Genomic DNA, 26,991 nt, shown 5'->3' on the forward strand with positions numbered 1-26,991 from the left:
GTAGAAAAAGGATATATTACAGAAATTAGTCCCGTGTTCAGTTACCTCTAGTAACCAAATTATCCTTTCTATAGTTTAAAGTTTTGAATTGTGTTCTTTATTTTCTTAGTGATTTAGAAGTTTTTCCTTAGCATACTCAATCATCTTCTCAGCTACTTCCCTATCGTATTCAAAGCCCATCTTTTGGGCAAGGATTTGAGCTTCTTGGTGGAAAATTTGCATCGTAGCCAATAAAGAATGAGTGATTTTGTCTGAACTTGAGAAATCAAGTAGATTTGAGAATTCCTTCTCCTTCTCAGCAGTCAAGTAGTTAAAGAGATACTTGTAGTTTTTGCCAATATCGACTGTTCCCCTGTCACTTGCAACCTGCCAGGCCAATACTTTTAACAATTCTTGCTGACAAATACCGTAGAGATGATCCGTCGCATAGATTACTTGCTTACGACAAATTCCTTTGACCACGTAAGCTGACACCCACCAAAATTCATTGCAAGTTTTTTCAAAATCCGTCTTACTAGCTGGACTTATCCAGAAACGCTGAGGACTGGGAGAATAAGACTCAAACGAACCCTTCTCATCTACTAAAACTGTGAATCCTGCCTCACTATCCACCCACTCGTTGATGTGATCTTTAGGACAGAGGGTTAGATCAATCCGATTGCCATCTTCAAATAGCATGAGATAGAGACGACGGTTGCCTAGGATATTATGTTGCTCAATGATACGTGTGCCAAACTGGTCCAACCAAGCAAGGTCACTCGTTAGATTGTCTATATCATCTACGACATAGACAAGATCATAGTCTTGAAATTCATCTGTTTGAACCTTTTGGTTTGTTCGTGAACCAGATAGCGCCACAGCATCAACCTGTAACTTTTTAGCTGTTTCTAAAATTAGTTCAAGTATTTCCTGGTCAGTTCTCATGTGGTTCTTCCTCAGTGGTCTCTAGGTTCTGAATAACAGCATCTTCATTTCTTTGCTGAAGAAGCTTCTGAACTCTTTTTCTTTCAAGCTCTCCAACTATAAATTGAATGATAGAACTAATTCCAAAAAAAGGTAGCAGCAACATAATTCCCATTTCTTCCGTCAGCATTAAAAATAGGAAATTAATAACTGAAAATATTTCTAAAAACCAGGCATTTAGCCTAAGAAGTTTTGAGTAACTACTAGGATAATGTTTGAGATGTTTATTGCTCTTATAAATAGCTGTGAATCCAAAAGCTAAGCTAGCTGGTGTGAAAATAAAAATGTCAAAAGTATAGAATAGCAAACCTGCATAAGGATTGGATCTAAAAGGATTATCAAATAAAAAGACACAGGCAGTTACTATAGCTAATAGTAAGAATTCAAGAAAGCGAATTTTCTCAGTTTTTCCTTGTTTAGCTGTTATAAACATAACTGCACCTATAGCTAAAACTATTGCAAGAAAAGGAGTATGATACAATAAACTTATCATGATGTATACCTCTTTTAGAGAGCTAAAATTAAGAAATATAGACGATTTTTCAGATCAATCCTTGAGACTGACGCCATTTATCATAGGTTTCAATGTCTATTTTGACCATATTCATACAAAGTCCTACAACAGCCATATCATCCAAGTAGCCTGCTAACGGAATAAAATCTGGAATAATGTCAATTGGGGAAAGGAAATAAATAAGTGCGCTTAAAACAGCTAAAATAGTCCCATAAGGAACCGTGGTATATTTTCCTTGAACATAATTTTTCACTAAAGAAATCATGACTGGGATCATTGTAAATTTCTTACCAACCAATGGCATCTCTTTTATTTTTTGCTCCAAACGGTACAAAAAATCATCTAATTCATCTTTATCGTTTAATAAGGCCTCAGATTGCGCATAGCCACTTTCAAGAGCTTCTTTAACTTGCTCTTCACTTAGATTTTCAGACATATCTTGTCCTCCATTTGTATTTATATCCTAATTTTAAAACACAGTCGCTTCTTCCAGTGTAAACTTGACATTGTCTTCGATCCACTTACGGCGTGGTTCAACCTTGTCACCCATGAGGACATTGACGCGACGTTCTGCGCGGGCTAGGTCTTCAATCGTAACACGGATAAGGGTACGAGTTTCTGGGTTCATGGTTGTTTCCCATAGTTGGTCCGCATTCATCTCACCAAGTCCCTTGTAGCGTTGGAGGGTAGCACCTTTTCCAAACTGCTTACGTAGTTCTTCTAGCTCACCATCTGTCCAAGCGTAGGCCACTTCTTCTTTCTTTCCTTTACCTTTGGACATCTTGTAAAGAGGAGGGAGGGCGATATAGACATGTCCAGCTTCGACTAGTGGACGCATATAGCGATAAAAGAAGGTTAAGAGAAGAGTTTGAATGTGGGCACCGTCGGTATCCGCATCGGTCATGATAATGATCTTATCATAGTTGGCATCTTCAAGAGAGAAGTCTGCCCCCACACCAGCACCAATGGTATAAATCATGGTGTTGATTTCTTCATTTTTGAGGATATCTGCCATCTTGGCCTTTGCTGTATTGATCACCTTACCACGAAGAGGCAAGATAGCCTGGAACTTGCGGTCACGACCTTGTTTGGCAGAACCACCGGCAGAGTCCCCCTCGACCAGATAGAGTTCGTTCTTAGCTGGATTTTTTGACTGGGCTGGGGTCAATTTCCCAGACAGCAAGCCCTTATCTTTCTTATTTTTCTTGCCATTACGACTCTCATCACGCGCTTTTCGTGCTGCTTCACGAGCATCACGGGCCTTGATAGCTTTACGAATCAGATTTGAAGCTAATTCTCCATTTTCCATGAGGAAGAAGGTCAACTTATCAGCTACAATCCCATCTACAACGGGACGAGCAAGTGGACTTCCTAGTTTGTCCTTAGTCTGTCCTTCAAATTGCAAATGTTCTTCAGGAACTAGGATAGAAAGAACAGCTGATAAACCTTCACGGTAATCGGATCCTTCAAGATTTTTATCTTTTTCTTTGAGAAGGCCAGTTTTTCGCGCATAGTCGTTCATGACTTTGGTAATGGCAGACTTAAGCCCTGTCTCATGCGTTCCACCGTCCTTAGTGCGAACATTATTGACAAAGGACAGGATGTTATCTGAAAATCCATCGTTATACTGGAGGGCTACTTCCACTTGGAAACCATTGTCTTCTCCTTCAAAGTAAAGAACTGGCGTCAAGGTTTCCTTGTCCTCGTTGAGGTAGGAAACAAAGTCCTGAACTCCATTCTCATAATGGAACTCGATCGCTTCGTCTGTTCGCTTGTCTGTTAATGACAAGGTTACATTTTTTAAGAGAAAGGCTGACTCATTGAGACGCTCTGAAATGGTATTGTATTTAAAGTCAGTCGTAGAAAAGATACTATCATCCGGCATAAAGGTCACTTTGGTACCTGTCTTAGATTTTGGTGCTGTCCCAACCTTTTCAAGAGTTGTTACGGGCTTCCCACCATTTTCAAAGCGTTGTTTATAAACAGCACCATCTCGCGTAATTTCTACTTCAAGCCAGCTAGAGAGGGCATTGACAACAGAAGAACCAACTCCGTGAAGACCACCAGAAGTCTTATAACCACCCTGACCGAATTTTCCTCCGGCATGAAGGATGGTAAAAATCACCTCTACTGTTGGAATCCCCATAGCGTGCATTCCCGTTGGCATCCCACGTCCGTGGTCTTGAACCGTTAAACTCCCATCCTTATTAATGGTTACATCAATGCGATCACCAAATCCAGACAAGGCTTCGTCAACCGCATTATCCACGATTTCCCAGACTAGGTGATGGAGTCCAGCACCGTCTGTCGATCCGATATACATCCCTGGACGTTTACGGACCGCATCCAACCCTTCTAGCACCTGGATGGCGTCATCATTATAATTGTTAATATTGATTTCCTTTTTTGACACAAGGAACCTCCTATTTGTTCATCTTTTCTATTTTACAGGTTTTCTAAGGATTTTGCAAAGTTTTTCTAGTTAAAAAGCCTATTCCCAAGTCTTTTTTAGCAAAAACATCATCTGTCTCCACCAAAAAAAGAAACCAAGATATACATCTTAGTTTTCTTTTCCTTTAACCTGGTTTGTAGCCACATCTTCACCAAACCATTTCTTGCTTATTTCTTGAAATTTACCTTCTTGATATAGTTCTTCAAAAGCTTTATTCAAATTTGCTAACAAGGTCTTATCAGCTGGTCTCACTCCAACTGCAAAAGACTCGCTCTCAAAACCAGCTGGGAAAATCTCATATTGGTCTAAAATTCCTTCAGTTTTAAGATAATAATTGGCATAAACACGGTCAATTAGAAGGGCATCAATCCGGTCATTTTGTAGGTCAATCAAGGCTTCATTAAAACTTTGATATTGGTTGGCTTTTTGATCTTTTACGATATTTTTCAAAAGGGCAGGTTGCGCTTCAAAGTCCAGATAACCCGAAGAACCTGCCTGAGCACCCAAAATCTTACCTGCCATATCAGACACTGATTGGATATTTTGCGATTTTTTAGAGACGAGAACTTGCTGATTTTCCATGTAAGGAATGGTGAAAGCAACCTTCTCACGTCGTTCATCCGTCGCTGAATATCCATTCCAGATAGCATCAATGGTACCATTTTGAAGTTCGGTTTCCTTCATATCCCAATCGATGGGTTGAAACTGTACCTTGAACCCAAGTTTTTCAGAAACGGCTTGGGCTAAATCAATATCAAATCCAGCATATTGCCCATTCTTTTCTTCAAAACCCATGGGAACAAAGGTATTGTCAAATCCGATGGTAATTGTTCCCTGTTGTTGGTATTTTTCCCAATTATCTACTTTAGGATTACTAGCCTTTTGCGTGCATCCTACCAGGAAAAAAGCCAGAAAGAATACCAAAACAAGGCTGATTTTCTTTTGATTCATAGACACCTCCTACTTAGGCTCTACTTTGAGAATCTGGTCAGCGATATTCTCTGCAAACTGGAGATCGTGGGTTACGACAATTTGAGTCATGCCTAATTCTCTATTTTGTAAAATCAGCTTTTCAACTTCGAGACGCAACTCTGGATCAAGGGCTGAAGTCGGTTCATCATACCCAATCACTTCAGGATCAATCATCATAGCACGCGCTAGGGCAACACGTTGCTTCTGACCACCAGACAATGAGTATGGATAAGCAGCTGCATGTGCTTCAAGACCAAGACGTGCAAGTAATTCCTCCGCCTTATTCTTAGCATCTGCTTCAGACATCCCCATAGTCTTGATAGGGGACAAAATCAAGTTTTCCATAACGGATAAGTGAGGAAAAAGTTGAAAATCTTGAAAAACAAAGCCTAACAAGTGACGCTTTTCAAGTTCATCCAAAGGTAGAGATTCTCCATTATAAAAAATCTCACCTGAATCAATGGTCTCTAGTCCAGCTAGCATTCTAAGCAAGGTTGTCTTTCCACCACCAGAAGGACCAACAATGGCCAAAATCTGCTTTTCAGGAATTGTTAAACTGAAATTGGATAAAATTTCTTTTTTTCCAAATTTCTTGCTGATATTTCTTAACTCTAACATGGTTAACCTCCTATCTATAGTAGCTGAACTTCTTCTCAAGTTTCTTAGCTAGGATTGTAACAATACCAATCATAAGCAGATAAATAGCTCCTGCTAAAAACATTGGAATCAAACTAGCATCACGATTGGCCGCAGTACGACTGGCTAGGATTAAATCTGAAATACCGAGTGCATAAACCAAAGAAGTATCCTTAACCAAACTCATTACTTCGTTAAATACACTTGGTAAGACAATCTTGGTCACCTGTGGCAAGATGATATAGCGGACAGTATCGATAGGTTTGAATTTCAAAACCTTAGCTGCTTCATATTGCCCCTGAGGAATCGTTGCAATTCCTCCACGGAATATTTCTGCAAAGTAGGCTGCATAATTAAGCGTGAAGGCAATAATTGCTGCTGGCACACGATCTAGTCGAATTCCGATACTTGGCAGAACATAGTAGATAAAGATTAACTGCAAGAGCAAGGGTGTTCCACGCATCACCCAGATATAGATGTCAATCATGTAATGGAGGGGTTTCCAATGGACCTGTAAGCAAAAAGCAACCAAAATGCCTAAAGGGATTGAAAAAAGTAAGACCAGTGCAAAAACTTGTAGAGTCATTGTCGCACCACTCAGTAAACTTGGTAATATCTCAAATAAGTAAGACATATTCCACCTCCTAAAAATAATTGTTCCTATTATAGCATAAATAAACACAAAATCAAGTTTTTCAGAAACTTTCATGAATTTTTAAAACTTTAGCCTTTATTTTTGAATAAAAATGGTACTAATGATAAACTTATCAACTTTGATAAAGTATCAGATGTCACAGCTAGTAAACAGATTCAGTTTCGATTCTCTCCTATTTCATGGTATAATAGAAACATGATGACAATAGTATTATTAATTTTAGCTTATTTATTGGGTTCAATTCCTTCTGGCTTGTGGATTGGACAAATATTCTTTAACATCAATCTAAGAGAACATGGATCTGGGAATACTGGAACGACCAATACCTTCCGAATCTTAGGCAAAAAAGCTGGAATGGCAACCTTTGTAATTGATTTCTTTAAAGGTACTTTGGCCACTTTACTCCCACTAATCTTCCATGCGCAGGGAGTTTCACCAATCGTCTTTGGGCTTTTAGCAGTCATTGGCCACACCTTCCCTATCTTTGCAAAATTCAAGGGTGGTAAGGCTGTTGCAACCAGTGCTGGAGTTATTTTTGGTTTTGCTCCTCTCTTTTGCCTTTACCTTGCAGTCATTTTCTTTGGAATCCTATATCTGGGAAGTATGATCTCCCTCTCTAGTATTTCAGCTGCTATTGCTGCTATTATTGGAGTCCTTCTGTTTCCTCCCTTTGGATTTATTTTAACTAGTTATGACCTACTTTTTACTGTGATTATTATTGGTCTTGCAAGCCTAGTAATTGTACGCCACAAGGACAATATCAAACGTATCCAAAATAAAACAGAAAATCTCATTCCTTGGGGACTTAACCTAACGCACCAAGAACCAAAAAAATAAAACGTCAGTTGAAGCTGACGTTTTTTTATGTTATTTAGACTTGATATAGTTGATACCATCTGCCTTCGGCGCAACAGCTTTACCAAAGAAGGCCGCTAGAACGACAATGGTCAAGAGATATGGTGCGATTTGCAAGTAAACTGCTGGAACTCCTTGCAAGAAAGGAAGCTGAGAACCGATAACTGCCAAACTTTGTGATAGCCCAAAGAAAAGACTTGAAAGCATAGCACCAACAGGATTCCATTTACCAAAGATCATGGCTGCAAGAGCGATAAATCCAGGTCCGACGATCGTTGTAACTGAGAAGTTGACGGAGATTGACTGAGCGTAAATAGCTCCACCGATTCCTCCAAGGAAGCCTGAAATCACAACTCCAAGATATCTCATCTTGTAGACATTGATACCCAAAGTATCTGCTGCTTGTGGGTGTTCACCAACTGAACGAAGGCGAAGTCCAAAGCGAGTCTTAAAGAGGATAAACCAAGCTAGGAATGAGAAAGCAATTGCTAGGTAACCTAGTAGACTAGTTGACTTGAAGAAGATATCTCCGATAACAGGGATATTAGCTAATACCGGGAAGTCAAAACGACCAAAAGTTTGTGTTAAGTTATCCGTTTGTCCCTTATTATAAAGTACCTTCACCAAGAAAACTGCCAAGGCTGGCGCCATCAAGTTAAGTACAGTACCACTGACAACATGGTCTGCACGGAAATGAACTGTAGCTACTGCATGAATGATCGAGAAGATAGCTCCGACTAATCCACCAACTAGAAGAGCTAACCAAGGAGTTAATGCTCCCAAATCTTGAGCAAATTCAAGGTTAAAAACAACTCCAGAAAAGGCACCCATGACCATGATTCCTTCAAGACCAACGTTAACAACTCCTCCACGTTCAGAGAAAACTCCTCCGATACTTGTGAAAATAAGTGGTGCTGAGTAAATCAACATGGACGAAACCATAAGGGTTAACATTGTTGTAATCGACATCCTTATTTACCTCCTTTAAGTTGTTTTCTTGGTTTGACAAAGCGTTCGATGATGTAGTGAACGCTGACAAAGAAGATAATTGAGGCTGTAACGATACTTACAAGCTCAGATGGTACTTGTGCAGCATTCATACCCGGTGCTCCAACCTGTAGGACACTGAATAAGAAGGCTGCAAATAGAATTCCAACTGGGGAGTTTGACGCAAGTAGACTTACTGCCATACCGTTAAATCCGACTGCCAATGATGAACCTTGAACGTAGACGTTTTGGAAGGTACCAAGTCCTTCTACTGCGCCACCAAGTCCTGCGAGGGCACCCGAAATAATCATGGATAGAATAATGGTGCGTTTTGCAGAAATACCTGCATATTCAGAAGCATTTGGATTTAGACCAACTGCACGGATCTCAAAACCGAGAGTTGTCTTCTTAAGCATGAACCAGATAACCGCAACAGCTATGATCGCAAAGAAAATCCCAATGTTCATACGAGAATTTCCTGTTAGCTCAGCAAGCCAAGGTGTTTGATAAGTTGCATTTGCACTAACACGAATAGACGAATCCGTACTTTGCATAATTTCTTTAGGGAAGCTGTGGATAAAGGCATTCCCCACATAAAGAACAATGTAGTTCATCATAATGGTTACGATAACCTCAGATGTCCCAAGGTAGGCTCTTAAGATACCAGGAATTGCTCCAACGATTCCTCCCGCAACTAAGGCAATAACAATTGTCGCAAGAATCATCAAAGGACGTGGCAAATCTGGGAAAGAAAGAGCGAACCAACCACTCATAACCCAACCTGCGAGGGCTTGTCCTGGAAGACCAACGTTAAAGAAACCAGCACGGCTTGCTACTGCAAATCCTAGAGCAATCAAGACCAAAGGTCCCATGGCACGGAAGATTTCACCGATTCCACGAACACTACCAAAAGCTGTGTAGAATAGTTCTTCATATCCCCAGATAGCATCGTAACCAAAAATCCACATGACGATGGCTCCGAGTAGAATTCCTAAAATAACAGAAATCAAAGGAACCGAAATTTGTTGTAATTTTTTAGACATCACTCTTCTCCTTTTCCAATTCACCACCAGCCATCAAGACACCAAGCTCTTGCTTGTTGGTTGTTTCTGGTGTTACAATCCCTTGAATCTTACCATCGTGGATAACAGCAATTCTATCAGAGACATTTAGAATCTCATCTAGTTCAAAGCTGACTACAAGGACAGCTTTCCCATTATCACGTTCTTGAATCAAGCGTTTGTGAATGTACTCAATGGCACCGACGTCCAAACCACGAGTTGGTTGGCTGACGATGAGGAGATCAGGATTTCGATCAACTTCTCGAGCGATGATAGCTTTTTGTTGATTTCCTCCAGAAAGAGCTGAGGCTGGAACAATCTCACTAGCAGCACGCACATCGAATTCTTGCATTAATTGCTTAGCATATCCGATGATATTGCTGTAATTTAAAATCCCCTTCTTGCTAAGAGGCTCTTTGTAGTAGGTTTGAAGAGCAATGTTTTCAGAAATCATCATTTCCAAGACCAAACCATCACGGTGACGGTCTTCTGGAACGTGACCCACACTCATTTCTGTAATTTGGCGCGGATGTAATCCTACGATGGACTGGCCTTTCAACTCCACGCTACCTGACTCAATCTTACGAAGTCCAGTGATAGCTTGGATCAATTCTGACTGACCATTTCCATCAATCCCGGCAATTCCGACAATCTCACCAGCTCGAACATCGAGTGATAGATTTTTAACCGCTGGAACGCCACGATTTTCGTTGACAACCAAGTCTTTAATCGATAGAATCACTTCTTTAGGTTGAGCTTCCTGTTTCTCAGTTTTAAAGGAAACAGAACGTCCTACCATCATCTCAGCTAAGTCAGCATTAGTTGCACCAGCAATCTCAACTGTTTCGATAGATTTACCACGACGGATAACTGTAACACGGTCAGATACAGCACGAATCTCATCCAATTTGTGGGTAATCAAGATAATGGATTTACCTTCTTTGACCAAATTCTTCATAATAGCCATCAACTCATCAATTTCTGATGGCGTTAAAACGGCAGTTGGTTCGTCAAATATAAGAATATCAGCTCCGCGATATAGTGTCTTTAGAATTTCGACACGTTGTTGAGCACCGACAGAGATGTCTGCCACTTTGGCAGAAGGATCCACAGCAAGACCATAGCGTTCAGACAACTCATTGATTTCTCGAGTAGCACGAGCAATATCTAGCACACCATTTTTGGTCAATTCACTCCCCAAAATGATATTTTCAGCAACAGTGAAAGCTTCTACCAACATAAAGTGTTGGTGAACCATCCCAATTCCTAGGCTAGCAGCTTTTGATGGTGAGTCAAGTTTCACAACTTGACCATTAACAACAATTTCACCACTAGTTGGTTCTAGAAGCCCCGCTAGCATGTTCATAAGAGTGGACTTACCAGCTCCATTTTCTCCTAAAAGTGCATGAATTTCACCTTTACGAAGTTCAAGGTTAATCTTGTCGTTAGCGACAAATTCACCAAAAACTTTGGTAATTTCACGCATTTCAATGACATTTTCGTGTGCCATGTGCTCTTCCTTTCAGAATTATATTTTGTTTCAATAAAACCTGCTAAAGAAACTTAGCAAGCTCTATTGAGACAAAACTATTTGTCTCAATTCTTAAAGAAGCGGCCCCAGACCGCTTCCTAAGAAATGACTTCCATCAATTATTTTTCAGGAACTTTGATGCTACCATCAAGGATTTTAGCTTTTGCATCTTCAACAGCTTTTTTACCTTCTTCAGAAAGGTTTGTCATTGCCAAATCAACACCTTTATCCTTCAATGAGTAAACGATAACTTGACCACCAGGGAATTCACCTTTTTCAGCTTTGTTAGCAAGGTCTTTTACAGCTGTACCAACTTGTTTCAAAGTAGAAGCAAGTACGAAGTTAGCTTCTTTACCATCTTTAGAAGTATATTTACCTTCATCTACTTGGTCACGGTCTACACCGATAACCCAAACTTTTTCGTCTTCATTTTTGCTTTCGTTCAAAGATTTAGCTTCAGAGAAGACACCTGCTCCAGTACCACCAGCTGCTTGGTAGATAACGTCTGCACCTGCAGCGTATTGAGCTGCAGCAATTGTTTTACCTTTAGCAGCATCACCAAATGAACCAGCGTAGTCTACTTGAACTTTGATTGATGGGTCAACTGACTCAACACCAGCTTTGAAACCAGCTGCGAAGCGAGAAATAACTTCAGATTCCATACCACCTACAAAACCAACTTGTTTTGTTTTAGTAGTTTTAGCTGCAGCGACACCTGCAAGGTATGCTGCTTCGTTATCAGCAAAAGTAGCACTTACAACATTTTTTTGATCTTTGATCACATCGTCAATCAAAACATAGTTTATATCTGTATGTTCTTTGGCAGCATCAGCAACTGCATTTTTAAGTGCAAAACCAATTCCATAGATCAAGTTGTAGTTTCCAGCTGCTTGTTGCAAGTTGTTTGCGTAGTCAGCTTCACTTGTTGATTGGAAGTAAGTGTAACCTTTATCTTTTTCAAGGTTGTGTTCTTTACCCCAAGCTTGAAGACCTTCCCAAGCTGATTGGTTAAAGGATTTATCATCAACACCACCAGTATCTGTAACGATAGCTGCTTTAGTCTTCACATCAGAAGAAGATGAAGCTGCGTTACGAGAAGAGCGATTACCACATGCAGCAAGTCCAAATGCTGCTACTGCAACTAGACCAAGGCCTAGCCATTGTTTTTTGTTCATTACTGAACCTCCTAAATAAGATGCGCAACAAAGTTGCAAGTATGGATTGATTGGCCACAAGGACCCTTGCCACTCAGTGAGTGACACAGACTATTGCAAGTCTGTAAAAGAATATGGAAGTAATTCCCCGACCGTCATCTCGACCGTCGTTTTATCTTTGGCGACTAGAGTCACCTTTAGATCTGGTTTAAAAAATTCGACCATGACTTGGCGACAAGCACCGCAAGGCGAAATTGGTTTTTCAGTTTGACCATAGACAATCAATTCTGAAAAGTCTCGTTGTCCTTCAGAAACCGCCTTAAAGATTGCCGTCCTTTCGCCACAGTTGGTCAAGGGATAGCTAGCATTTTCAATGTTAACCCCTGTATAGATACTTCCGTCCTTAGCTACCAATACGGCACCAATTGGAAAGTGTGAATAGGGTACATAGGCGTTTTTACTAGTTTCAATCGCTAAATCAATCAACTCAGTAGTCGCCATCAGCTAACTCTCCTTTTAAGATTGCAACACCAGAAGATGTTCCAATACGTGTAGCCCCCGCTTCAACAAAGGCAACTGCATCTGTATAAGAACGAGCTCCTCCAGCAGCCTTAACACCCATATCAGGTCCAACTGTCTGACGCATTAATTGAACATCTGGCAACGTAGCGCCACCTGTTGAGAAACCTGTAGAAGTTTTGACAAAGTCTGCTCCAGCTTTCTGGGCTAGCTGACAAGCCAGAACTTTTTCTTCATCCGTTAACAAACAAGCTTCAATAATAACCTTAACAAGTTTGTCTCCGCTTGCTTCAACAACAGCACGAATATCTGACTCAACTAATGCAGCATTTCCTGATTTGAGTGCGCCAACATTGATAACCATATCAATTTCGTCAGCACCATTTTGGATGGCTTCTTTGGTTTCGTAGACTTTAACAGCTGAAGTTGTAGCACCAAGAGGAAAACCTACAACTGTACAAACCTTGACATCAGTATTTTCTAGACCAGCTTTTGCATGAGAAACCCAGCATGGATTCACACAAACACTGGCAAAATCGTACTCTATTGCTTCAGATAGCAAACGATTGATTTGTTTTTCGGTCGCATCTTGCTTCAAAAGCGTATGGTCAATGTATTTATTTAATTTCATTTCGGATTTTCCTTAAATCAGGAGATAATTTCAATGATTTCACGCGTTTTTATCGCTTCATCACTTATTTTAATTTTAACATATTTTTGGAAATCTGTAACTAGTTCCGGAGAAATTTTGCCATTTGCATATACTTTTGCAACAATTTCACCTTTTTTGACTGATTCTCCAACTTTCTTCTCAAAAACAATCCCTGTCTCATAGTCAAGAGCGTCTGTTTTAACTGCACGACCAGCACCTAATCTCATGGCGAAAAGACCAAACTCCATGGCTGGCAGCGCCTCAATGACACCATCTTCCTGAGCAGGAATATCAACTATATGGTCAACTTTTACTGGACGATAGAGATCTTCTAAATCTCCACCTTGAGCGAGGACCATCTCTTCAAACTTCTTAAGTGCCTGACCATTTTCAAGATGTTGCCTTACTTCCTCGACAGTTTTTTCAACATTTGCCAAAGATAACATAATCTGGGCTAACTCACAGATAAAGTGGCTAATATCTTGACGCCCTTTTCCTTGAAGAATATCCAACGCTTCCAGGATTTCTAATCGGTTACCGATCGCGCGTCCCAAAGGTTGACTCATATCAGTAATAACTGCTACAGTTTTTCTACCTACAGCCTTACCAAGATTTACCATAGTTTGAGCTAATTCACGCGCCTCATCAACTGTCTTCATAAAGGCACCTTCACCGACTGTTACATCCAGCAAAATAGCATCGGCTCCAGCTGCAATTTTTTTACTCATGACAGAACTAGCAATCAAGGGAATCGTATCAACTGTCGCAGTGACATCACGTAGTGCATAGAGAAGTTTATCCGCTTTGACTAGTTGGTCAGATTGACCAATAACTGAAACCCCGATATCCTGAACCTGTTTGATAAAGTCTTCTTGACCGCGTTCGACTTGAAAACCTTTGATAGATTCTAATTTATCGATTGTTCCGCCAGTATGTCCTAGACCTCTACCACTCATTTTGGCAACTGGAACATCAAAACTAGCTACCAAGGGTGCTAGGATTAAAGTTACCTTGTCACCAACACCACCCGTAGAGTGTTTATCAACCTTCACACCATTTATAGCAGACAAATCAAACTCCTGACCTGTCTTGACCATGTTCATAGTCAAATCGGAAATCTCTCTAGTGGTCATGCCTTTAAAATAAACAGCCATAGCAAAGGCAGACATCTGGTAGTCAGGAACTGTTCCTACAACATATCCTTCAATCAGCCATTGGATTTCACTAGAGCTGAGTTCTTGGCCGTCTCTTTTTTTCTGGATTAGATCTACTGCTCTCATTCTTTCACACTTCTAAGGATATAATATCCCTTATCTTTCTTCACGACCTCACAATTACCAAAGACTTCTTCCATCTTGTTTTTGGCACTAGGAGCTCCTTGTTTTTTCTGGATGACAATGGTCAAATCTCCGCCATCAACAAGATAATCAACACTTTTCTCGATAATTTCATGAACGACCTGCTTACCTGCACGAATAGGCGGATTCGAAATAACATGATCAAATTGACCTTCAACTCGCTCATAAATATTTGACTGGAAAATAGTCGCTTGAACTTTGTTTTTTACTGCATTTTGCTGGGCTAAATCCAGGGCACGATTGTTGATATCCACCATAGTCGCTTGAACACCATATGCCTTGACTAAAGACAAGCCAATAGGACCATAGCCACAACCAACATCCAGAATTTTTTCACCTTTTTCGACATCGAGACATCTTAACAACAACTGACTTCCGAAATCAATCATTTTTTTACTAAAGACACCAGCATCTGTCAAAAATGTCATCTTTTGCCCAAGTAGCTCAACTCTAAGTTCATGAACATCATGGGCCGCATCTGGATTTTCTGCATAATACATTTTACTCATAGTTTCATTTTACCACATAAATAAGTTAATTGTAAATCGTCTACATGACAACAAAGGCTTTTCTTTGGCATCGATTTGTTAAAAAATAGTATAAGTTACCTAATCCCTTAGGGGCCAAGCAAGTAAGAACCCAATGCCATAGTGATAGCAAAGGAAAAAATACAGGCTAGACCAAACAAGAAAAGCCACCATTTTCTTGTTAAAATGGCGAGAATCAAGTAAATAAAACCAATAATTGGTAGCAAGAATAACAAGACAAAGGCAGACCAACTATAGGTTTGACTTCCTAAACTCACAGTAAACTCAATCAAAGTCGGAGATAACCACAGAATCACAACCAGTAAGCTAGTCAGTTTTATAAATTTATCACTCACTACTAGTCTCATAACATCACCTCTTTTGATTGCTATACTACTTATATTTTAACAAAGAAAGCGCTTTTTCTCAAATGATTCAGATGTCTTTCTCTGTAAATTATGGTATACTGAGATATCAAACGAGGAAATTTTATGACCAACGAATTTTTACATTATGAAAAAATCAGCCGAGGAACTTGGCAATCATTACATCGTAAGACAACACCTCCTTTAACCGAGGAGGAATTAGATTCGATTAAGAGTTTCAATGACCAGATCAGTCTCCAAGATGTAACAGATATTTATCTACCGCTAGCTCATCTGATTCAAATCTACAAACGTTCCAAGGAAGATCTAGCCTTTTCAAAAGGAATTTTTCTCCAAAGAGAGAGTAAAAATCAGCCTTTTATTATCGGGATTTCAGGTAGTGTAGCAGTCGGAAAGTCAACTACTAGTCGACTCTTACAAATTCTGCTTTCTCGTATTTTTCCAGAAGCAAGTGTTGAATTAGTTACGACTGATGGTTTTTTGTATCCTAATAGCATCTTAAACGAGCTCAACATTCTAAATAGAAAAGGTTTCCCTGAGAGCTATGATATGGAAGCTCTACTCAATTTTCTTGACCAACTTAAAAACGGGCAAGATGTTGACATTCCTGTTTATTCTCACGAAATCTATGATATCGTACCTGATAAAACACAAAGAGTTCAAGCAGCGGATTTTGTCATCGTAGAGGGTATCAACGTCTTTCAAACCCCTCATAACAGCCGTCTTTACATTACAGACTTCTTTGATTTTTCAATCTACGTTGACGCTGCAGTTGAGGATATCGAGAGTTGGTATTTGGACCGTTTCTTAAAACTTCTCAGTTTTGCACAAGATGATCCAAGCAACTATTACTATCGCTTCACCCAACAACCAATCAGTGAAGTCAAAGATTTTGCTCATCAGGTTTGGACTAGTATTAATTTGATCAATTTACAAAACTATATTGAACCGACTAGAAATCGGGCTGAAGTCATTCTTCATAAATCTAAAAATCATGAAATTGATGAAATTTATTTAAAAAAGTGATTTCCCCTTGTCAAAATAATAGTTTTCAGATATAATGGTATAGTTAGTAAATATGGAGGTAAGAACATTGGCAAACATTAAATCAGCTATCAAACGCGCTGAATTGAACGTTAAACAAAACGAAAAGAACTCAGCTCAAAAATCAGCTATGCGTACTGCTATCAAAGCTTTTGAAGCAAACCCATCTGAAGAACTTTACCGTGCTGCTAGCTCAGCCATCGATAAAGCAGAAACTAAAGGTTTGATCCACAAGAATAAAGCTAACCGTGATAAAGCACGTCTTGCAGCTAAACTTGGTTAATCAAGAACCGCATACAAAATGAGCTCTTCGGAGCTTTTTTTGTGCACATTTTTCTGGAGGTTATCATGAAAATTGCTATTATAGGATATTCAGGATCAGGTAAATCTACTTTGGCAGAGAAGCTTTCCAGCTACTACTCAATTCCAAAGCTCCATATTGACCGATTGCAATTTCAGCCTGGTTGGCAAGATAGCGATCGCGATTGGATGTTAAAGGAGATGGCGACTTTCCTTACTGAACATGAGGATTGGGTTATTGACGGCAACTATAGCTGGTGTTGCTATGAGGAAAGGATGAAGCAAGCTGACCAAATTATCTTTCTAAACTTCTCAGCATGGAATTGTTTAGCAAGAGCCTTAAAACGCTATCTAAAATACAGAGGAAAAGTTAGAGAAAGTATGGCAGACGGTTGTCCTGAACAGTTTAACTGGGAATTTATCCGCTGGATTCTTTGGGATGGTCGTACTTCTTCTCACAAAGACCATTATCAAAAAATCTGTTCAGACTACGCTGACAAGGTAACCATAATCACTAATCAAAAAGAACTAGATGGCTTTCTTCATAAAAAAAAGGTTTCCTGTTAAGGAAACCTTTTTTCTTATTCTGCAATTAAAGTCTCTAGACCAACCTTCATCATATCAGTGAAGGTGTTTTGACGTTCTTCAGCTGTTGTATCCTCATCTGGATTGACCAAACTATCCGAGATGGTCATAATGGCAAGAGCATCAACATGGTGTTGAGCTGCCAAATAGTAAAGAGCTGCTGCTTCCATTTCCACAGCCTTGACACCCCATTTACCAAGTTCGATATTTTTTTCAAAGTAGTTTGAGTAGAAAACATCTGATGACAAGACATTTCCGACGTGTGTAGTCATGCCAAGGTCTTTAGCAATATGGTAAGCCTTATCTAGCAAGTCAAAACTTGCTATTTGTGGGAAATCGTATTGAGGCCAATCGTTGCGAATGATGTTTGAGTTAGTTGCAGCTGCTTGAGCCAAGACCAATTCACGGACGTGAACACCCTCATTCAAAGATCCAGCCGTTCCCACACGGATCAATTTCTTTACTCCGTAGTCGACAATCAACTCACGCGCATAGATCGAGATAGATGGCATCCCCATTCCTGTTCCCATAACAGATACACGATGACCTTTATAAGTGCCTGTGTATCCAAACATGTTACGAACTTCGTTAAAGCAAACAGCATCTTCAAGAAAATTCTCAGCAATAAACTTGGCACGAAGAGGATCTCCTGGAAGAAGAATTTTATCAGCAATTTCACCCTGCTTAGCAGCAATATGGATAGACATAATATAAGATACCAAACCCGTCAAAAAGCGAAGGGAGAATAGGAGTTGGGCGCAGTGAGCGATGCTCGCTAGACCAACTATCTTTTTCCCACTACTTTTAGGGTGGGTTCAATTCCTTTCTTTCTTAAATTTTATGATTTAGAGGAGAGTAAACAGTATTCAGTTCAGCGAATACGGCTTACCCATCCTTTCATTTTTTGTTTGTAGAAAAGCTTTCCGCTCGTGTTCAAATCTGAACACACGCCCTACCTTTCTTTTATTAATGTTGATTACAATTCAGCAAGAATAGCTTTAAGCAAGCCTTTGAAGTCGCCCTTGACTCGTTCGGTCACTTCTACGACTTCTTCGTGGTTGAGTTCTTCTTGGAAACCTGCAGCAAAGTTAGTAATACATGAAATACCAAGAACCTTCAAACCAGAATGTGCTGCAACGATGACTTCAGGAACTGTTGACATTCCGACAGCATCTGCACCAAGTGTCTTATACGCACGAATTTCAGCTGGAGTTTCGTAAGTTGGACCTGTTACACCGATATAAACACCATCGTCAAGTTGAACACCAAGTTTTTCAGCAACTGCATGTGCTGTAGCACGATATTCTGGGGTATAAGCTTTTGACATATCAGGGAAACGTGGACCGAAGTCATCCAAGTTTTCACCAATCAATGGGTTTTGACCAGTCATGTTGATGTGGTCAGTGATAGCCATCAAAGTACCTGGACCAAATCCGATACCACCGGCAGCGTTGGTTACAATCACACCTTCACATCCCAAGACTTTCATAACACGAACTGGGAAGGTAACGACCTCAAGAGGATTTCCTTCGTAGAAGTGGAAACGTCCTTGAAGAGCCAAAACCTTACGTCCAGCAAGTTCACCGTACACCAATTTTCCAGCGTGTCCAACAACTGTTGAACGACCCCAGTTTGGAATTTCAGCGTAGTCTACAACAACTGGATTTTCTATTTCTTCTGCCAGTTCTCCAAGTCCTGATCCAAGGATTAAACCAAACTCAGGTGCTTCAACTCCCTTTTCTTTCAAGAAAGCAGCTGTTTCATTGATTTTTGCTAATAATGTCATTATCTATCTCCTTCTTATTGTTTTAAAAAATGACCAATTTTGTCAAAGGTATTAGCGTTACGAATGGTAATATTGCCATAGAAAGGCAACTTCAGTAGTTGTTTGTGATAGGCTGTTTTAGCGTAGGTTTCTTCTGACAATTTGCCCCAAAAGATTCCTAGTTTCCCAAAATGGAGAACTTCTTCTCCTAGCTTCAACTCGAGCAACTTCTCTTCTACAAATTTCCTATCCAAGCCCTCAGTGTAAAAGAGTACATCCTTTCGAGCCATTTCTTGGAACCACCAATCAGGAAGATTTCTAAATTCCTCTTCATAGTCTTTTTGAGACAATAAGGAAAAATTTTGGATAAATGGATAATGCACTCCAAAGAAGCCCTGCAGACTCTCAACTAAGAGAGTTCTAGCCTTACTGCTATCAAAGAAAATATTGCCACTATTGATGTAGCTTTCAACACTCTCTAATCCCAACTCCGTCAATTCTTGACGCAACTGAGCCATGACTACCTTATTCTTACCACCGACATTAATGCCTCTAACGAGAAGAGCGTAGCGAGTCATCTTAAACTAATTGATCTAGGAAGCTCTTACCAATCATGGCAGTTTCAACGCCAAAGTTATCCGCAATTGTTGCTGAGATGTCAGCGAAGTTTCCAACTGGAATTAGACCATTTCCTTTAAAGGATGGGCTGTATGCCAAGAGTGGGATATATTCACGAGTATGGTCAGTACCCGCATAGGTTGGATCGTTCCCATGGTCAGCAGTAATCAAAAGAAGATCATCTTCTCTCATGGCTGCCATAATTTCTGGTAATCGCTCATCAAACTCATGCAAGCAATCACGGTAACCATGTGGGTCACGACGGTGACCATAAAGGGCATCGAAATCTACCAAGTTTGTGAATGAGAAGCCTTCTTTGAAATCTTCAGATTTCATTGCTTTAATCAAATTATCAATACCATGGCTGTTTGATTTATTATGGCCCATGTCATTGTTGATACCAGCACCGTTAAAGATATCGTTAATTTTACCAACCGCATAAGTATCAATGCCGGCTTCATTCAATTTATCCAAAACAGTTGGTGCAAATGGTGAAACAGCCAAGTCGCGACGATTTGCAGTACGTGTGAAGTTTCCTGGTTCTCCAACATAAGGGCGGGCAATGATACGTCCTAGAAGAGCTGGACGTTCCAACGTAATGGAACGAGCGTATTCACAGATACGGTAGAGTTCTTCCAAAGGAATGATGTCTTCGTGGGCTGCAATTTGAAGAACTGGGTCAGCTGACGTATAGATAATCAACTCACCAGTCTCCATTTGACGTGGTCCGAAATCATCGATAACAGCTGTACCAGAATAAGGTTTGTTAGCTTCACGAATAACCTTACGGCCTGAAAATTCTTCAATCTTTGTAATAATTTCTTCAGGGAATCCATTCCAGAAAGTATCAAATGGTTCAGTGATATTAAGTCCCATGATTTCCCAGTGACCGGTCATGGTATCTTTCCCGAGAGAAACTTCTTCTAACTTAGTCGCGTAACCAGTAGGGTTGCTTTCAGCTGGAACAGTCTTCAATGGTGTTTCGCGAGGGATGTTTCCAAGACCAAGTTTTGCCATGTTTGGTACATCCAAACCTACAGCTTTTGAAATGTGCCCAAGTGTGTCTGATGCACCATCAGGAACACCCGCATTTACAAAGTCATTAGCATCTGGTGCTGCACCGATTCCCACAGAATCTAGTACCACCAAGTGAATACGATTAAATTTTGGCATTGTGTGTCTCCTTATAATCTATTTTATTTTTTTGTTGAAGTTAAAATCTGAAGGCCATTTTGTCCAGCAACGATGACCTTATCGACCATTTTGTTAAATAAGCCGTGCTCAACAACACCAACGACGTGATCTAATTCTTGTCCCAGAGCAATTGGATCTTCAATCACTTCCAAGGCGAGGTCAATGATAAAGTTCTGCATATCCGTCACAAAACGTTGGCCATCCTTTTCACGGAAGCTAGGTTTATAGCCAGCACGCTCAAATCGACGAAAGACTTGTTCGGCACCGTACTGAACAACCTCTACAGGTAATTTAAAAGCTCCCAGTTTATCGACTAATTTACTTTCATCAACGACCCAGATATATTCTTTAGATGGAGTTGCGACGACCTTCTCCATGAGAAGGGCACCTCCACCACCTTTGATGCCATTAAACTGACTATCTACTTCATCCGCACCATCGACTGTCAGGTCAACAAAGTCCACTTGGTCAATAGACTTAAGAGGAATATTGAGTCCTTCTGCCTGCTTGCTGGTCACACTAGAAGTCGTTACAGCTGTTATCTTCAAGCCTTCTTCCTTGATGCGACGACCTATCTCTTCTACGAAATAGTAGGCAGTTGAGCCTGTTCCAAGTCCGACAACCATACCATCTTTGACGAACTCAGCAGCCTTAATTCCTGCCATTTTTTTCAGATTTTCCACTTATACACCTCCAAATAGAGCTACTTCTATTATAGCATGAATACGCTTCAAATTCATCCAAATATCAGAAAAACCCGAACATTTTATTTCGGGTTTTTGATTCTTATTTAACCATATCAGGGTCATAGTCGTAAAATCCAGTATCCAAGAAACGATTTTTAGGATGTAGCTTACGAACTTCTTCATCGAGCAAGAAGGCTTGGTCATGTGTAAAGTTCCCTTCTTGAATTAAACTACGTGCTTGGACAAAGAGTTTGGCAATTTCCACAAAGTTTTGTCCTGGAGTGTAGAGGCCTTCAAGCTTCCAATGAGTGAAGCCATGTTCTACCAACTCAGTCAACTTGGTCATCAAATCAAGGTCATTATTCGCAAAGATATGAGTTCCATGATTGTCTTCAAAAATAGAGTAATGACTCTCTGGATCACTAGGCTCGGCCAAGAACAAATCACGTTGACGAGATTTTTCATCATCAATTTGTGTGAAATTGTAGTAGTTTTGCAAGAGCGGACGCTTCGAATGGTGGATAACACTAGCACCGTATACCAAGACTTCAGCAGGAATTTCTAAAATTTCAGGCATTTTGAAAAGTTCTGCAGATGGGATTTCACGCGCCAAAACAGCTTCTGACGCTCCTGCTTTTTGTCCCCAGAAATTAATCTGACGACTGCTAGTGACCATGGTTGACGCATCATAAATGGTTTTGAAAGAATAGCCGTCACGCTTGACCACATAAAAGACACCTGCATCTCCAACAGTGATATAGTCAGCTTTAATTTCCTCTAGAAAATCCAAGAATGGCTTGATACGGTCCATCATGTCTTGGTGCATAAGAGCATTAACCGCAACGATTAATTCCTTACCTGCATCATGAACGATTTTTGCGATTTCGCGCAATTCTTCATGACTAAAGGTAGTTGGCAAACGAAGACCAAAATCTTTCTCACCGACATAAATGCGGTCGACACCAGCCTCGAGTAGCTGTTTTACTTGTTCAATACTTTCAGCAGTTGCTGTAATGATAATCTTTTCCATAGAGAAAATTATACCACATTTCCAAAAAATCAGCTATATAGAAAAGTGTGTCTTATGATGCGAAATTTCAAAAAAAGTGAACCGTATCAATGGCAGTTCACTTTTTCGTTTTATGCTTGTGTCTTTTCAACTAGTCGTCCGTCATTCATAACATAAATACGGTCAACCTTATCTAGCAAGCGAGTATCATGTGTAATCATGACAACTCCCCTGCCTTGCTCATGGGCAATTGAAGCCAACATATCTGTAACCTGATAAGCACGTTGCGTATCTAAGCTAGCTGTCGGCTCATCTGCAAGCACGATGCTCGGATTATTGTATAGGGCTCTAGCAATTGCAGCTCGTTGGCGTTCTCCACCAGAGAGAGCTTTGGGATAGTGATTTTGAACCTTTTCCAAGTCCAACAAACTGAACAACTCTTGTCGGTTACTTTTTATAGATTTCTTTTTATCCAAACGGTCAATTAAATCTAATTGCTCCTTAACAGTTAGAAAGGGAATCAGATTTGAAGCCTGGAGAATAAAGCCAAATTCACTAAAGCGCAAATCCGTTTTTTCCTTTTCAGTTAAATGCCCAGTCTCTTTTCCCTTTACCAGAATATTGCCACTTGAAGCTTCCTGTAGTTGGCCTAGAGTCGTTAAAAAGGTTGTTTTGCCCGACCCAGAAGGCCCCACAATCGCTACAAACTCACCAGCATTCAGCTGAAAATTGGTCTCATGAAGAGCTGTCACTTTCATATTACCTTCGCCATAAGTTTTTGTCACTTGAATCATTTCAATTAATCTAGTCATGTCATTCTCCTTATCATTCTGCAATGGCCGTAATTGGATCTACTTTTAGCAGACGAGGAAGCGAAATGACGCCTCCTAGAAGAGCCATCAAGCAGATGACCAGGCTTAAGACAAAGTATGCCAGCCAACTAGGGTAGAAAAAGAAGGTTGCAGGTAAGACTAAAATAACAGCCCCAATGGCTAATAAAGCCATGCTTATTCCCAAACCAGATAAGAGAAAGATTTGACAGAAAAGGGACCATACGATGAATTTTATCTGAATTCCTTGTGCTCGCATAATGCCATAGAGACCTAATTTTTGAATGGTAATGATATAAATAAAAATCCCAACAATCAGACCTGTAATGACAATCATAGCCAGAATCATTCCTGAAAATACATTGACCTGAGGGGTATAACCAGGAATTTTTGAAATCATTTTCTGAATAGAAATCTGCTTCAAGCCATCGCCAGTCACTTCTACATCATTTTGCAATACCAATGCAGAGATAGAGCGATTGGATTTTGTTGTTCCTTGTAAATTCCAATACGTTGTTAAGCTCGTAAAGACAACAGGTTCTGTGAAAAATTTATTTTCTTTTGTCAAACCTACAATCTTAAAACTTGTCTCACTTCCGTTGAGTTGAATTGCGTCCCCAAGTTTGATGCCATAATTTTCAAAAGACTGATCCACTACAACTTCTTGGTCATTTTCTGGGTAATTCCCTTCAATCAAGGACGGAGAGATAAAACTGTCCCACTCTTGACCGAAAATAGAGACATTAATCTTATCACTACTATTGACTAAGTTTGTTACAGCAAACATATAGCTTAGGGGAACAGCATCCTCAGAAACCTTATCCTTGTAGTCTTTTTCAGGTATAAAGGATGCAGTCAAATTGTCATTTGCATAATCGGATAGAACAACTCCTGTTGCATGCCAATTATCGATAGCAGCCCTATTATTTCGAACAAGTCCTAAAGCCAAACTGGTCATAAAAAAGACCATAAAAGCAATGAGAAAAATGGTAGTTAGAATTAAACTGTAACGCAGTTTATTCTGTAAAATTTCTTTGATAGCAAGATACATGCCAATCTCCTTTAAGTATTCTGTTGTCGGGAAAATACATCTTCCCTCTACCATAGCACTAAAGATAGAAAACCATCTTGTCATGAACAACTAGAATCAATTTAAAAGAATCCTGTCCTTACTTCGAAATTGAATTTATTTGCATCTGTGTATGATTTTTATTCGTTTCAACTATCAAACTTCCCCTCATTTGAAATAAGAGAAAAATAATAAAGTTTAAACGGTTCACTCATCCTATCATTTTCCCTAAGGCATGTCAAGAAAACCGACTTTGTCCTTGATAACAGATTTTATGCAATTTGTAACCATCCTGTAATAATTCTCTCTTTAAAAAGTGATAAAATAGTAATGTATTGTTAAGGAGAGAAATATGCCCGCTAGAAAATTACACCCGTATGAGTTTGAACAAGAAAGTGTAAAAACCGCTCAATTCCAAGAATATGTTCCAGAAAGTGCTTCTGTCGCTAGTGTAAAGGAAGTCCTATTTTTTGTAAACATCGCTTGCTTCTGCGTCTTTTTAGCGATTTTTAGCTTTTTGTTCTTATCACTAAAAGTAAACACTGTCTTATCATTTGCTTTGGCTATCGGTCTTAGTCTTGTAGCATTGCAATTTCAGCGTACTTTTATCAAGAAAAAATTCAAATAAAAACCTTCGATGAATCGAAGGTTTTTTTTATTTATTCTTTCGTCTTGATGGTGTTGAGATAGCTATCTTAACTTCAAAAATTGTTCCGTTAGGTTTGTTATCTTTTACACTGATGCTTCCTTTAAGGGCATCTACGATTTGCTTAGCTAAAGACAAACCTAAACCGAAACCACCCTTTTGACGTGTCCGAGCCTTATCAACACGATAAAATCGATCAAAGATTTTCTTTTTATCTGCTGCAGAAATACCAATTCCATTATCTGCTACCTTTAGATAAAGACTACGTTCTGTCGTTGAAATCTCAAAATAAATATCTCCCTCTTCTTCTGTATATTTGACTGCATTGTCAAACAGAATGGTCATCAATTGCTTGAGGAGGAGTTTATCTGTGATGATAGTGCGATGAACACGATTCGAGAAACGAAAGACACGATCGTTTTCGGATGCAATCATTTCATAGTTAGTAAAGGTTGTATTAAAGAAGTCTGGCTCTACCTCTCCAAACTCAGGCTTAATACCATCATCTCTACGTGCTAGATTGAGAAGATTTGTCGTTAGAAACTTCATATTTCGAACTTCTTCCAAACTCGAAGCGATGCTCTCACTTGATTCCATAATGGTCGCTTCTGGTTTTCTAAAAAGAGTTTCCAGGCGATTCTGAAGAACTGCTAAGGGAGTACGCAATTCATGACTGGCATTTTCCACAAAGCTCTTCTGCTTTTGCATACTTTCAAGCAAGGGTTTAACACTGACACGAGCAAGATAGAGACTGGCTATGATCGATAGAATCCAAAAACTTGCCATGACCACCACAATTAACTGCTCGTGATTTTGACTGATCTGCTCTAGTTGGCTCGTGTTAATCAGGACAGCAGCATACTTAATATTGGTCGAAACCGAATCAATATTTATTTCCGTCAAGACAACACGGTAAATCTCATCCTGACCGTAGCTATTGACAACATGAAGTTGGCGAATATGGTTTAAATCCTTTTTATTGAAGGTGATTCTATCTAATCCCAAAAAGCGATTGCCAGTCACCAATTGATTGAGATTCGAATCCAGCAAAATCACTTCAGTATTGGAACTCACATTTGGTTTTTTATCAGAAGCTGGAGCTACATTCCCACCATCTAAATCCTTTACGTCTTCAGTCGCACGATTTACCGCTAATTGAATAATGTCCTGGGGATTTTTGCTCAGTGATAAGAGTTTTTCATCCACTGACGTATAGAGACTGGAGTGCATAACCTGCAGGATAATCAAGGTCATGGCAGAGAAAATCAGCGTGAATACTCCAAAATTACGGATAAAGTAGCTGAAATCTTCTGCATACCAATTCTTTTTTAGTTTATTAAACATGTTTTAAAATATACCCAACACTACGCAAGGTTTGAAGGTTCTCAGCAAAGACTGAACCTTTCAATTTCTTACGAACTTTTGATACATAGACTTCTACAACGGAAATAGTTGTGTCACTATCAAATCCCCATAATCGATCAAAGATTTGAGTTTTAGGTAAGATGACATTTTGGTTTTGGAGGAAATAAACCAAGAGTTCAAATTCTTTACCAAGCAACTCCACAACAGCATCATGTACCTTAACTTCATTGGTAGACAGATTGACTGTCAAATCACCGTACGTTAAGGTATTTTCGTTAAATTTCCCAGAACGTTTGAGAAGGGCCTGAATACGCATCTTGAGTTCTTCAAGGTAGAAAGGTTTGGTTAGATAATCATCTGCTCCCAGCTCAAACCCATGTCCTTTGTCATCAAGACTTTCCTTGGCTGTCATGATGAGAACAGGAGTCGAAACACCTTTTTCACGTAGTTCTTTTAAGACTTGAAAACCATTTTTTTCTGGTAACATCAAGTCCAATAGAATCAGGTCATAGACGCCACTTTCAGCCTCGTAGAGACCTTCTTCGCCATCAAATACCTGCATAACATCTGCAAAATCATCCAAAAAATCAAAGACTGAATTTGACAGGCCTAGGTCATCTTCCACTAATAGAATTTTAATCATCAAAAATTCCTCCTT

Annotated in this window: 30 protein-coding genes and 1 pseudogene; 5 read left to right on the forward strand and 26 right to left on the reverse strand. The window is 39.7% G+C overall.

Going from position 1 to position 26,991, the window contains the following annotated elements; all coding sequences use genetic code 11:
* Positions 1–105: 105 nt before the first annotated feature.
* The 7 genes and pseudogenes from QM810_RS02700 to QM810_RS02730 form a co-directional block, all read right to left on the reverse strand.
* Positions 106–924, reverse strand: coding sequence for an aminoglycoside 6-adenylyltransferase (locus QM810_RS02700; protein WP_414253768.1), 819 nt, complete (start codon positions 922–924; stop codon positions 106–108).
* Positions 914–1,456 carry a hypothetical protein gene (locus QM810_RS02705; RefSeq protein ID WP_414253769.1) on the reverse strand — a complete coding sequence of 181 codons (543 nt, stop codon included), beginning with the start codon at positions 1,454–1,456 and terminating at the stop codon, positions 914–916. The genes QM810_RS02700 and QM810_RS02705 overlap by 11 nt, the downstream gene beginning before the upstream one ends.
* A gap of 118 nt (positions 1,457–1,574) precedes the next feature.
* Positions 1,575–1,673, reverse strand: a pseudogene (locus QM810_RS02710) (YkvA family protein); the annotation flags it as partial.
* A 273-nt stretch (positions 1,674–1,946) separates the two neighbouring features.
* Positions 1,947–3,890 (reverse strand): DNA topoisomerase IV subunit B, encoded by a 1,944-nt coding sequence (parE, locus tag QM810_RS02715; protein WP_414253770.1) that lies wholly within the window; start codon positions 3,888–3,890, stop codon positions 1,947–1,949.
* Positions 3,891–4,037: 147 nt separating this feature from the next.
* Positions 4,038–4,880 carry an amino acid ABC transporter substrate-binding protein gene (locus QM810_RS02720; RefSeq protein WP_414253771.1) on the reverse strand — a complete coding sequence of 281 codons (843 nt, stop codon included), beginning with the start codon at positions 4,878–4,880 and terminating at the stop codon, positions 4,038–4,040.
* 9 nt (positions 4,881–4,889) lie between these two features.
* Positions 4,890–5,519, reverse strand: a complete 630-nt coding sequence (locus QM810_RS02725; protein WP_414253772.1) for an amino acid ABC transporter ATP-binding protein — start codon at positions 5,517–5,519, stop codon at positions 4,890–4,892.
* A 10-nt stretch (positions 5,520–5,529) separates the two neighbouring features.
* Positions 5,530–6,171 carry an amino acid ABC transporter permease gene (locus tag QM810_RS02730; protein ID WP_263393450.1) on the reverse strand — a complete coding sequence of 214 codons (642 nt, stop codon included), beginning with the start codon at positions 6,169–6,171 and terminating at the stop codon, positions 5,530–5,532.
* Between the two features lie 216 nt (positions 6,172–6,387).
* On the opposite strand from QM810_RS02730, the gene plsY reads away from it, so the two are divergent.
* On the forward strand, positions 6,388–7,029 hold the full coding sequence (plsY, locus tag QM810_RS02735) for a glycerol-3-phosphate 1-O-acyltransferase PlsY (RefSeq protein ID WP_414253773.1): 642 nt from the start codon (positions 6,388–6,390) through the stop codon (positions 7,027–7,029).
* Between the two features lie 30 nt (positions 7,030–7,059).
* On the opposite strand, the gene QM810_RS02740 is transcribed toward plsY, so the two are convergent.
* The 9 genes from QM810_RS02740 to QM810_RS02780 form a co-directional block, all read right to left on the reverse strand.
* Positions 7,060–8,016, reverse strand: coding sequence for an ABC transporter permease (locus QM810_RS02740; RefSeq protein ID WP_414253774.1), 957 nt, complete (start codon positions 8,014–8,016; stop codon positions 7,060–7,062).
* A 2-nt stretch (positions 8,017–8,018) separates the two neighbouring features.
* Positions 8,019–9,077 (reverse strand): ABC transporter permease, encoded by a 1,059-nt coding sequence (locus tag QM810_RS02745; RefSeq protein WP_214261756.1) that lies wholly within the window; start codon positions 9,075–9,077, stop codon positions 8,019–8,021.
* Positions 9,070–10,605 (reverse strand): ABC transporter ATP-binding protein, encoded by a 1,536-nt coding sequence (locus tag QM810_RS02750; RefSeq protein ID WP_414253775.1) that lies wholly within the window; start codon positions 10,603–10,605, stop codon positions 9,070–9,072. The genes QM810_RS02745 and QM810_RS02750 overlap by 8 nt, the downstream gene beginning before the upstream one ends.
* Before the next feature lie 140 nt (positions 10,606–10,745).
* Positions 10,746–11,801 (reverse strand): BMP family lipoprotein, encoded by a 1,056-nt coding sequence (locus QM810_RS02755; RefSeq protein WP_214261754.1) that lies wholly within the window; start codon positions 11,799–11,801, stop codon positions 10,746–10,748.
* Between the two features lie 90 nt (positions 11,802–11,891).
* Positions 11,892–12,281 carry a cytidine deaminase gene (locus QM810_RS02760; protein ID WP_414253776.1) on the reverse strand — a complete coding sequence of 130 codons (390 nt, stop codon included), beginning with the start codon at positions 12,279–12,281 and terminating at the stop codon, positions 11,892–11,894.
* A complete protein-coding gene (deoC, locus tag QM810_RS02765) occupies positions 12,268–12,930 on the reverse strand; it encodes a deoxyribose-phosphate aldolase (RefSeq protein WP_414253777.1) in 663 nt (220 codons plus the stop codon). Before deoC ends, QM810_RS02760 begins: the two co-directional genes overlap by 14 nt.
* A 17-nt stretch (positions 12,931–12,947) precedes the next feature.
* On the reverse strand, positions 12,948–14,231 hold the full coding sequence (locus QM810_RS02770) for a pyrimidine-nucleoside phosphorylase (RefSeq protein ID WP_414253778.1): 1,284 nt from the start codon (positions 14,229–14,231) through the stop codon (positions 12,948–12,950).
* Complete coding sequence (locus QM810_RS02775; RefSeq protein ID WP_414253779.1) at positions 14,228–14,818, reverse strand: class I SAM-dependent methyltransferase; 591 nt, start codon at positions 14,816–14,818, stop codon at positions 14,228–14,230. Before QM810_RS02775 ends, QM810_RS02770 begins: the two co-directional genes overlap by 4 nt.
* Before the next feature lie 107 nt (positions 14,819–14,925).
* On the reverse strand, positions 14,926–15,204 hold the full coding sequence (locus QM810_RS02780; RefSeq protein ID WP_178894856.1) for a 1,4-dihydroxy-2-naphthoate prenyltransferase: 279 nt from the start codon (positions 15,202–15,204) through the stop codon (positions 14,926–14,928).
* 123 nt (positions 15,205–15,327) lie between these two features.
* Here QM810_RS02780 and coaA point away from each other — a divergent pair, with 123 nt between their 5' ends.
* From coaA to QM810_RS02795, 3 genes are all read left to right on the forward strand, one after another.
* The gene (coaA, locus tag QM810_RS02785; protein ID WP_414253780.1) at positions 15,328–16,248 is read left to right on the forward strand and encodes a type I pantothenate kinase; all 921 of its coding nucleotides are present in this window, start codon (positions 15,328–15,330) and stop codon (positions 16,246–16,248) included.
* 52 nt (positions 16,249–16,300) lie between these two features.
* Positions 16,301–16,549 (forward strand): 30S ribosomal protein S20, encoded by a 249-nt coding sequence (rpsT, locus tag QM810_RS02790; RefSeq protein WP_029689886.1) that lies wholly within the window; start codon positions 16,301–16,303, stop codon positions 16,547–16,549.
* A 65-nt stretch (positions 16,550–16,614) separates the two neighbouring features.
* On the forward strand, positions 16,615–17,133 hold the full coding sequence (locus tag QM810_RS02795; RefSeq protein WP_414253781.1) for a DNA topology modulation protein: 519 nt from the start codon (positions 16,615–16,617) through the stop codon (positions 17,131–17,133).
* Between the two features lie 14 nt (positions 17,134–17,147).
* On the opposite strand, the gene deoD is transcribed toward QM810_RS02795, so the two are convergent.
* The 8 genes from deoD to QM810_RS02835 form a co-directional block, all read right to left on the reverse strand.
* Positions 17,148–17,858, reverse strand: coding sequence for a purine-nucleoside phosphorylase (gene deoD, locus QM810_RS02800; RefSeq protein WP_414253782.1), 711 nt, complete (start codon positions 17,856–17,858; stop codon positions 17,148–17,150).
* A 269-nt stretch (positions 17,859–18,127) separates the two neighbouring features.
* Complete coding sequence (locus tag QM810_RS02805; protein WP_414253783.1) at positions 18,128–18,937, reverse strand: purine-nucleoside phosphorylase; 810 nt, start codon at positions 18,935–18,937, stop codon at positions 18,128–18,130.
* A gap of 14 nt (positions 18,938–18,951) precedes the next feature.
* Positions 18,952–19,494 carry a DUF1697 domain-containing protein gene (locus QM810_RS02810; RefSeq protein WP_414253784.1) on the reverse strand — a complete coding sequence of 181 codons (543 nt, stop codon included), beginning with the start codon at positions 19,492–19,494 and terminating at the stop codon, positions 18,952–18,954.
* A gap of 1 nt (position 19,495) precedes the next feature.
* Positions 19,496–20,707 (reverse strand): phosphopentomutase, encoded by a 1,212-nt coding sequence (locus tag QM810_RS02815; protein ID WP_414253785.1) that lies wholly within the window; start codon positions 20,705–20,707, stop codon positions 19,496–19,498.
* Between the two features lie 23 nt (positions 20,708–20,730).
* Complete coding sequence (gene rpiA / locus QM810_RS02820) at positions 20,731–21,411, reverse strand: ribose-5-phosphate isomerase RpiA (protein WP_414253786.1); 681 nt, start codon at positions 21,409–21,411, stop codon at positions 20,731–20,733.
* Positions 21,412–21,514: 103 nt separating this feature from the next.
* Positions 21,515–22,444 carry a peptidase U32 family protein gene (locus QM810_RS02825; protein WP_254729764.1) on the reverse strand — a complete coding sequence of 310 codons (930 nt, stop codon included), beginning with the start codon at positions 22,442–22,444 and terminating at the stop codon, positions 21,515–21,517.
* Between the two features lie 110 nt (positions 22,445–22,554).
* On the reverse strand, positions 22,555–23,235 hold the full coding sequence (locus QM810_RS02830; protein WP_414253787.1) for an ABC transporter ATP-binding protein: 681 nt from the start codon (positions 23,233–23,235) through the stop codon (positions 22,555–22,557).
* A gap of 13 nt (positions 23,236–23,248) precedes the next feature.
* Entirely contained in the window at positions 23,249–24,304 is a 1,056-nt protein-coding gene (locus tag QM810_RS02835) for an ABC transporter permease (RefSeq protein WP_414253979.1), read from the reverse strand.
* A gap of 370 nt (positions 24,305–24,674) precedes the next feature.
* On the opposite strand from QM810_RS02835, the gene QM810_RS02840 reads away from it, so the two are divergent.
* On the forward strand, positions 24,675–24,950 hold the full coding sequence (locus tag QM810_RS02840; protein WP_414253788.1) for a DUF3270 family protein: 276 nt from the start codon (positions 24,675–24,677) through the stop codon (positions 24,948–24,950).
* A 27-nt stretch (positions 24,951–24,977) separates the two neighbouring features.
* On the opposite strand, the gene QM810_RS02845 is transcribed toward QM810_RS02840, so the two are convergent.
* A complete protein-coding gene (locus QM810_RS02845) occupies positions 24,978–26,312 on the reverse strand; it encodes a sensor histidine kinase (RefSeq protein WP_414253789.1) in 1,335 nt (444 codons plus the stop codon).
* Positions 26,305–26,976 carry a response regulator transcription factor gene (locus tag QM810_RS02850; RefSeq protein WP_263393434.1) on the reverse strand — a complete coding sequence of 224 codons (672 nt, stop codon included), beginning with the start codon at positions 26,974–26,976 and terminating at the stop codon, positions 26,305–26,307. Before QM810_RS02850 ends, QM810_RS02845 begins: the two co-directional genes overlap by 8 nt.
* Positions 26,977–26,991 lie beyond the last annotated feature (15 nt).

This window comes from Streptococcus infantis (assembly GCF_047464155.1).
Classification (GTDB): domain Bacteria; phylum Bacillota; class Bacilli; order Lactobacillales; family Streptococcaceae; genus Streptococcus; species Streptococcus infantis_U.

Bases quoted from the DNA above. Each gene is read 5' to 3' on its own strand.
- QM810_RS02750 (WP_414253775.1), bottom strand. From the start codon at position 10,605: ATGGCACACGAAAATGTCATTGAAATGCGTGAAATTACCAAAGTTTTT.
- QM810_RS02705 (WP_414253769.1), bottom strand. From the start codon at position 1,456: ATGATAAGTTTATTGTATCATACTCCTTTTCTTGCAATAGTTTTAGCT.
- QM810_RS02775 (WP_414253779.1), bottom strand. From the start codon at position 14,818: ATGAGTAAAATGTATTATGCAGAAAATCCAGATGCGGCCCATGATGTT.
- QM810_RS02840 (WP_414253788.1), top strand. From the start codon at position 24,675: ATGCCCGCTAGAAAATTACACCCGTATGAGTTTGAACAAGAAAGTGTA.
- deoD (WP_414253782.1), bottom strand. From the start codon at position 17,858: ATGTCTATCCATATTGCTGCTAAGCAGGGTGAAATTGCTGATAAAATT.
- QM810_RS02845 (WP_414253789.1), bottom strand. From the start codon at position 26,312: ATGTTTAATAAACTAAAAAAGAATTGGTATGCAGAAGATTTCAGCTAC.
- QM810_RS02725 (WP_414253772.1), bottom strand. From the start codon at position 5,519: ATGTTAGAGTTAAGAAATATCAGCAAGAAATTTGGAAAAAAAGAAATT.
- coaA (WP_414253780.1), top strand. From the start codon at position 15,328: ATGACCAACGAATTTTTACATTATGAAAAAATCAGCCGAGGAACTTGG.
- QM810_RS02740 (WP_414253774.1), bottom strand. From the start codon at position 8,016: ATGTCGATTACAACAATGTTAACCCTTATGGTTTCGTCCATGTTGATT.
- deoC (WP_414253777.1), bottom strand. From the start codon at position 12,930: ATGAAATTAAATAAATACATTGACCATACGCTTTTGAAGCAAGATGCG.
- QM810_RS02815 (WP_414253785.1), bottom strand. From the start codon at position 20,707: ATGCCAAAATTTAATCGTATTCACTTGGTGGTACTAGATTCTGTGGGA.
- QM810_RS02850 (WP_263393434.1), bottom strand. From the start codon at position 26,976: ATGATTAAAATTCTATTAGTGGAAGATGACCTAGGCCTGTCAAATTCA.
- QM810_RS02745 (WP_214261756.1), bottom strand. From the start codon at position 9,077: ATGTCTAAAAAATTACAACAAATTTCGGTTCCTTTGATTTCTGTTATT.
- QM810_RS02805 (WP_414253783.1), bottom strand. From the start codon at position 18,937: ATGACATTATTAGCAAAAATCAATGAAACAGCTGCTTTCTTGAAAGAA.
- QM810_RS02780 (WP_178894856.1), bottom strand. From the start codon at position 15,204: ATGAGACTAGTAGTGAGTGATAAATTTATAAAACTGACTAGCTTACTG.
- QM810_RS02730 (WP_263393450.1), bottom strand. From the start codon at position 6,171: ATGTCTTACTTATTTGAGATATTACCAAGTTTACTGAGTGGTGCGACA.
- QM810_RS02825 (WP_254729764.1), bottom strand. From the start codon at position 22,444: ATGGAAAAGATTATCATTACAGCAACTGCTGAAAGTATTGAACAAGTA.
- QM810_RS02810 (WP_414253784.1), bottom strand. From the start codon at position 19,494: ATGACTCGCTACGCTCTTCTCGTTAGAGGCATTAATGTCGGTGGTAAG.
- QM810_RS02720 (WP_414253771.1), bottom strand. From the start codon at position 4,880: ATGAATCAAAAGAAAATCAGCCTTGTTTTGGTATTCTTTCTGGCTTTT.
- rpsT (WP_029689886.1), top strand. From the start codon at position 16,301: ATGGAGGTAAGAACATTGGCAAACATTAAATCAGCTATCAAACGCGCT.
- QM810_RS02755 (WP_214261754.1), bottom strand. From the start codon at position 11,801: ATGAACAAAAAACAATGGCTAGGCCTTGGTCTAGTTGCAGTAGCAGCA.
- QM810_RS02830 (WP_414253787.1), bottom strand. From the start codon at position 23,235: ATGACTAGATTAATTGAAATGATTCAAGTGACAAAAACTTATGGCGAA.
- QM810_RS02770 (WP_414253778.1), bottom strand. From the start codon at position 14,231: ATGAGAGCAGTAGATCTAATCCAGAAAAAAAGAGACGGCCAAGAACTC.
- QM810_RS02795 (WP_414253781.1), top strand. From the start codon at position 16,615: ATGAAAATTGCTATTATAGGATATTCAGGATCAGGTAAATCTACTTTG.
- plsY (WP_414253773.1), top strand. From the start codon at position 6,388: ATGATGACAATAGTATTATTAATTTTAGCTTATTTATTGGGTTCAATT.
- QM810_RS02700 (WP_414253768.1), bottom strand. From the start codon at position 924: ATGAGAACTGACCAGGAAATACTTGAACTAATTTTAGAAACAGCTAAA.
- QM810_RS02835 (WP_414253979.1), bottom strand. From the start codon at position 24,304: ATGTATCTTGCTATCAAAGAAATTTTACAGAATAAACTGCGTTACAGT.
- QM810_RS02760 (WP_414253776.1), bottom strand. From the start codon at position 12,281: ATGGCGACTACTGAGTTGATTGATTTAGCGATTGAAACTAGTAAAAAC.